The organism is Nevskia soli (assembly GCF_903970205.1).
In the GTDB taxonomy this organism is placed as follows: Bacteria; Acidobacteriota; Terriglobia; order Bryobacterales; family Bryobacteraceae; genus Bog-113.
On record NZ_CAJCHS010000204.1, the window covers coordinates 1 to 4,466 of the forward strand.

General features: G+C 58.9%; 4 protein-coding genes and 1 pseudogene. 2 read left to right on the forward strand and 3 right to left on the reverse strand.

The annotated features are described in order from the left end of the window. Nucleotides 1–418 (reverse strand): annotated as a pseudogene (locus tag H1Y01_RS09160) (hypothetical protein); the annotation flags it as partial. 213 nt (nt 419–631) lie between these two features. Here H1Y01_RS09160 and H1Y01_RS09165 point away from each other — a divergent pair. Together H1Y01_RS09165 and H1Y01_RS09170 are read left to right on the forward strand one after the other, a co-directional pair. Then, nucleotides 632–1,792 carry a redoxin domain-containing protein gene (locus H1Y01_RS09165; RefSeq protein WP_180540137.1) on the forward strand — a complete coding sequence of 387 codons (1,161 nt, stop codon included), beginning with the start codon at nt 632–634 and terminating at the stop codon, nt 1,790–1,792. Next, nucleotides 1,789–2,745 (forward strand): ion channel, encoded by a 957-nt coding sequence (locus H1Y01_RS09170; protein ID WP_180540138.1) that lies wholly within the window; start codon nt 1,789–1,791, stop codon nt 2,743–2,745. Before H1Y01_RS09165 ends, H1Y01_RS09170 begins: the two co-directional genes overlap by 4 nt. On the opposite strand, the gene H1Y01_RS09175 is transcribed toward H1Y01_RS09170, so the two are convergent. Together H1Y01_RS09175 and H1Y01_RS09180 are read right to left on the reverse strand one after the other, a co-directional pair. Next, nucleotides 2,717–3,799 (reverse strand): EAL domain-containing protein, encoded by a 1,083-nt coding sequence (locus tag H1Y01_RS09175; RefSeq protein ID WP_180540139.1) that lies wholly within the window; start codon nt 3,797–3,799, stop codon nt 2,717–2,719. The genes H1Y01_RS09170 and H1Y01_RS09175 overlap by 29 nt on opposite strands. 435 nt (nt 3,800–4,234) lie before the next feature. Beyond that, nucleotides 4,235–4,466, reverse strand: a 232-nt coding sequence (locus H1Y01_RS09180; RefSeq protein WP_219341411.1) for a DUF6582 domain-containing protein, incomplete at its 5' end; no start/stop codon positions are given.

The window sequence follows — 4,466 nt, forward strand, 5'->3', positions numbered from 1 at the left end:
CGCCGCCACCGCCGCCGCCCGCGGCCTGCTGCTTCGCAGGCTTCAAATCGGGGACATAGGGCTTCAGGTTTGGATCGACCAGAGAGAGCTGCTGTTTCTTTACAGCATCCATGATCTGCCTCGAGAAAACAGTGCCCAGCAGAATGACCACTACGGTAAGAATCGCGGCCGAATAGCCCCAATTCTTTCGATCCGGCGCGTAGAGCCCCCAGATGCTCTTAACCGGTACGGGTTTTGACGTGACTTCGAGCGGCGGAAGCTTCGGAGGGTTGAACGCCTCACGAATATTCTGGATGAACGACTTGTACCAAGGCTCCTCAACCTCAACAGCAAACAGCCGGTTCAGATTTTCCTCGGCCGAGGCTTGAAGCGCGTCCTGAATTTCAGGAGGATCGATAGTGGTCTGGGAATTACTCATCTCGGGATCATCTCGGGAATGTTCCGCTACGAATTTTGGAGTGCAGTCAGGGCTGGAGCTTCTCCCTTAAATACGTAAGGCGTCATTTGAGAGTTGCAGGTTAGCAGCCTTTTTCTTTTCTGGAACCCGGGGCTACCATTTTCCGGATTTTGATTCGAGTGTAACATGAGGCTGCTCGTTTTCGGGACTGCCGCGCGCTTATATAGTTGAAGCATGCGAGGTTTTACACAAGGGCTCATACCGCTGCTCGGGTTGGCCGGGATTGCTCTCGCCGCGCGCGCGGAAGAGGCGCGGTTTCCAGTTCTGGCTCTCAACGCGGAGATGCCTGCATTTGAATTGCCCGGCGTCGACGGAAAGATCCATCGCTCGACCGACTGGGAAACCAGTAAGGTGCTGGTCGTGATTTTCACCTGCAATCATTGCCCGACAGCGCAGCTCTACGAAGGCCGGATCAAGGCGCTTGCGGCCGAGTGCGAGCCCCGGGGCATCACCGTTGTCGCCATTCAGCCGAATAATCCCCAAGCCATCCGGCTTGACGAATTGGGCTACACGGATGTAAGCGACTCGTTTGACGAGATGAAGATTCGGGCCGCCTACCGGCATTTCAATTTCCCCTATCTCTATGACGGCGACACCCAACAGGTTGCCAAGGCGTTCGGGCCGTCGGCCACGCCGCATGCGTTTGTATTCGACTCCCGGAGACGGCTCCGGTACGAGGGCCGGATCGACAACAGTGTGCGCGAAAACCTGGTCACGCGGCACGACTTGCGAGAGGCGATCAACGCCGTTCTCCTGGGGCGTCCGGTGATTGTTCCGCGCACTCCCAGCATCGGATGCTCTACCAAGTGGGCCTACAAGGAAGCCGATCGCAAGGCTGAGGAGGAGCGGCTGGCCCAGGAGCCCGTTTCCGTGACGGAAATCCAGGCTGCGGACTTGGAGAAGGTCAGACAGAACCCGGGAGGCAAGATCACGCTGGTGAGTTTCTGGGCGACGTGGTGCGGCCCGTGCGTCGATGAGATGCCCGCGTTACGCAAAACGTGGGAGATGTACCGTCACCGGCCGTTCAACTTCGTTACGGTGAGCGTCAACTATCCGGACGAGCGGAAAGGCGTGATGCGCGTGCTCGAAGAGCAGCACATGTCCGGCCGCAATCTGCTCTTCGGCGCCAAAGACACGTACGGCCTGATGCGCGTCTTCGATCCGGATTGGGACGCTTCGGTGCCCTACAACGCCATCGTGGGGATTGACGGAAGCATCGCCGCGAAACTGCAAGGCACGTTCGATATCCTCACGCTCCGGCGCCGCATCCTCGCGAATTTGCCGGACGACGACTACATCGGGCAGCGGGCCTACTGGAGCAACGCGCCGAAATGAACCAGCCGTCCTTCGATCCGGGCCTCACCCAGAAGTACGATTCGCCGCTCCGCCGGACATTCAATGCGGATGGATCGTTCAACGTGGTCCGGCGCGGGACGCATTGGCGCGACATTCACCCGTATCTGCACCTGGTGAGTGTTTCCTGGTCGCGTTTCTTTGGGTTTGTGCTCACCGCCTACGTCCTGGTGAACGTGATCTTCGCGTCGATCTACTTCGCGCTCGGTCCGGAGTCGCTCGCCGGAGGGATGGCGCCGGAACAAGGCGTTGCGCGGTTCCTGAAAGATGTCTTCTTCAGTTCCCAGACGCTGACGACGGTCGGTTTCGGCGCTATCTATCCGAACACGACGGCCGCAAATGCGGTAGCGGCTATTGAAGCGCTGGTGGGTTTACTCGGATTCGCGGTCGTGACCGGGCTGCTATTCGGGCGGGTGTCACGGCCCTCGGCCCGCATCGGGTTCAGCGAGAGAGCGCTGATCGCGCCGTATCAAGGCGGCACTTCGCTGCAGTTTCGCGTGGTGAACCGGCGTGCCAACAGCCTGATGGAGATGCAGGCAACGGTCACTTTGATGCGGGTGAAGCCCGAAGACGGCGGGAAGCTCCGCAGCTTTGACGTCCTCAATCTGGAGCGTTCCTCGGTCATCTTCTTTCCGCTGACGTGGACTGTCGTGCATCCCATCGACAACAGCAGTCCGTTAAACGGCAAGACGCCTCAGGATCTGGCCGCCGCGCAGGCCGAGATTCTGATTGTGTTGAAAGCGTGGGACGAGACCTTCAGCCAGACCGTCTACCAGCGCTTTTCGTATCGTTACGACGAGATTGTGTGGGGCGGCAAGTTCACCCCCGCGTTTCACGTCAATGGCTCCGGCGATTTGGAACTCGAAGTCGATCGGGTCGGCGCGCATGAGCAAGTGCCGGGTTTGATTACGCAGACAGCAGCGCAGTCGTCATAGCCCGGTTTACGACAGACCCATACACGGAATCAGGCAGCCTCGTTCGTGGTTGCGGCGCGGGCTTGCCAAAGAAATAGCCCTGCATCAGAGTGATGCCGCAATCGATCAGACGGTCCCTTATCTCGGCCGTTTCCACTCCCTCCGCAATGGTTTGAATTCCGGACTCGCTTGCCAGTTCGGCAAGCTTCACGATTGTGTTCCGGCCGATCGCCGTGCGGATGTTCCAGACCAGGGACTTATCGAGCTTGATAAAGTCCGGCTCAAGTTCAGCCATCAGCTGCAGCGAATTGGAGCCGGTTCCGATATCGTCCAGGGCCACACGGAAGTGCTGCTCGCGATAGTAATCGACAATCCTGCGGAGGTGCTTCGAATCCCCGACGCGTTCCGATTCCACGATCTCGAATACGATATCGGAAGCGGTGTAGTGCGTGTCGCGCATGGCTCGCTTGGTCGACTTCATGCAGAATGCCGGGTCATAAATCGAAGAAGGCTGGAAGTTGATGAACACCGACTTCGGTACGCTCTGACGGGCCGCCTGACGAATGGCGGTCCCGCGCGCATAGGAATCGAACACGTGAACGTCGCCGCGCGCGATGGCGGTTTCGACAATCTCGCCGCCGTTATAAAATCGGTCGGACTCCAGGCGCACCAGGCTCTCGTGACCGAACACTTCGCGCGCCGCGGTATCGACAATCGGTTGAAAATAGAAGACGAACTGATCCTTCATAAGCGCGTCGGCGAACCATTGCGTGTCAACCCGCTTTCCGAACTGCTCCAGACTGGTTGCGGCCATCAGATTTACCAGGTCGAAGGTGACGCGCAAATCGAGCGCTTCCGGGGCCGAAAGTTCCCGGCGCAAAACATTTACGACATCGTTCTTGTCCCCGTCGGGACGCAGCCCGAAGGTTCCGTCGTTGAACGTGAACGGTATTTGGTTCGAGGACAAAACGGATTCAATACGGCCGCACAGGGCCGACGTTGGCGCATAGAGATAGACATTCGCCGAAGTGCAGGTCGACTGAATCCGGCAGACCTGGCAATTCGCGGTGCTCATGCTTACCCTATCGGGCGAACCTGCGGCGCACTTTAGGCGAGAGGCGTTCTGAAATTGACCGGTCGGGAAACGCGTCTATCTCAAATCGCACGATGCCAGGTGATGGAATTCTCGTCATGGGAGATGAGAATGCGATCCTGTTGTCCTCGCAAGCCGGAGCACTTCGGGATCGGGTCTACCGTCGAGTCCGGCCGCGAGGGCGCTCTGAAAATCTCTGCTCGCGCGCGTCAGCGAGGCGCTGGCGTAGGTTCTCCGGCAGGGGCACCGCAGCTCTTCGCGAAGCTTCGAAGCGCTGGACGAGGGAATCCAGAGATATGCGAGTACCGGCCACGTACTACCCGCCGTGGCGTTCTTCGACGTATTCTTTGGCCATCGGGTTAACTATAACGGGATGCCGGGACCCCTCGGGCCCCCGAACAACCAGCCCGCGCCGGTTTACTTCAATTCGCGCCAGTCGCCTTCGTCCACGTGAACGTCGTGCTTCTTCGCGGCCGCTTTGATTCGCTTCCAGGCCGCGTCGCGTTCGTCATCGCTGACGCCCTTCACCTGATTGAATCGTGCGATGGCGTTCCTTACATGGGCGGCGTCATGGATCGGCTCTTTGCGTTCCTTGGGGAAGGCGAACTCCCCGCTTGTCATCTCGTCTCGTTGAGGTTCGGAAACTTTG